Here is a 503-nt window from a genome sequence, read left to right on the forward strand (position 1 = left end):
GTAGCAGCCGTTGATGCGGGCCTTCTTGGTCCACGTCGCGTCGACCGCGGGCGCCGTGTAGACGTACGTGCGGTTGAACTCCGTGCAGCCCAGCCAGTAATAGGTGCTGTTGCTCGGGCGGTAGGTCAACGCCGACGCCCAGATGCCCTTGACGTACTTGCGGCCGCCGTTGAGGTCGTACCCGCTGTCGTCGAAGTCGAGGCGCGGGACCGAGTGGCCGGCGTACTCCCAGTTGACGAGGTCGTACGAGCGCAGGATCGGGGCGCCCGGCGAGTAGTGCATCGTCGACGCGGAGTAGTAGTAGGCGTCGCCGACGCGGAAGGGATGCGCTTCGATCGGCTCATCGAAATGCCGGCGAACAATCTCTCGCTGTTGTTTCGCAAGGGCGCCTCCTAAAGCCGTTCACGCTGAAGCCGCCGGAGCGGGTTATGTCTTCAGCGGGAAGAAGTCCCTTCGACTGCCTGCCTATATCCGTCGCTCCGGACTAGCTTAGACAAGCTCAG

1 protein-coding gene is annotated in these 503 nt (G+C 63.4%); it reads right to left on the minus strand.

The genetic code is table 11. The annotated features are described in order from the left end of the window. On the minus strand, positions 1-363 hold a 363-nt coding region (locus tag ACFO3N_RS25065), incomplete at its 3' end, for a family 43 glycosylhydrolase (protein WP_379801536.1). Between the last annotated feature and the right edge of the window lie 140 nt (positions 364-503).

It is taken from the genome of Flavobacterium chungangensis, assembly GCF_042654045.1.
GTDB classification, from domain to species: domain Bacteria; phylum Bacteroidota; class Bacteroidia; order Flavobacteriales; family Flavobacteriaceae; genus Flavobacterium; species Flavobacterium chungangensis.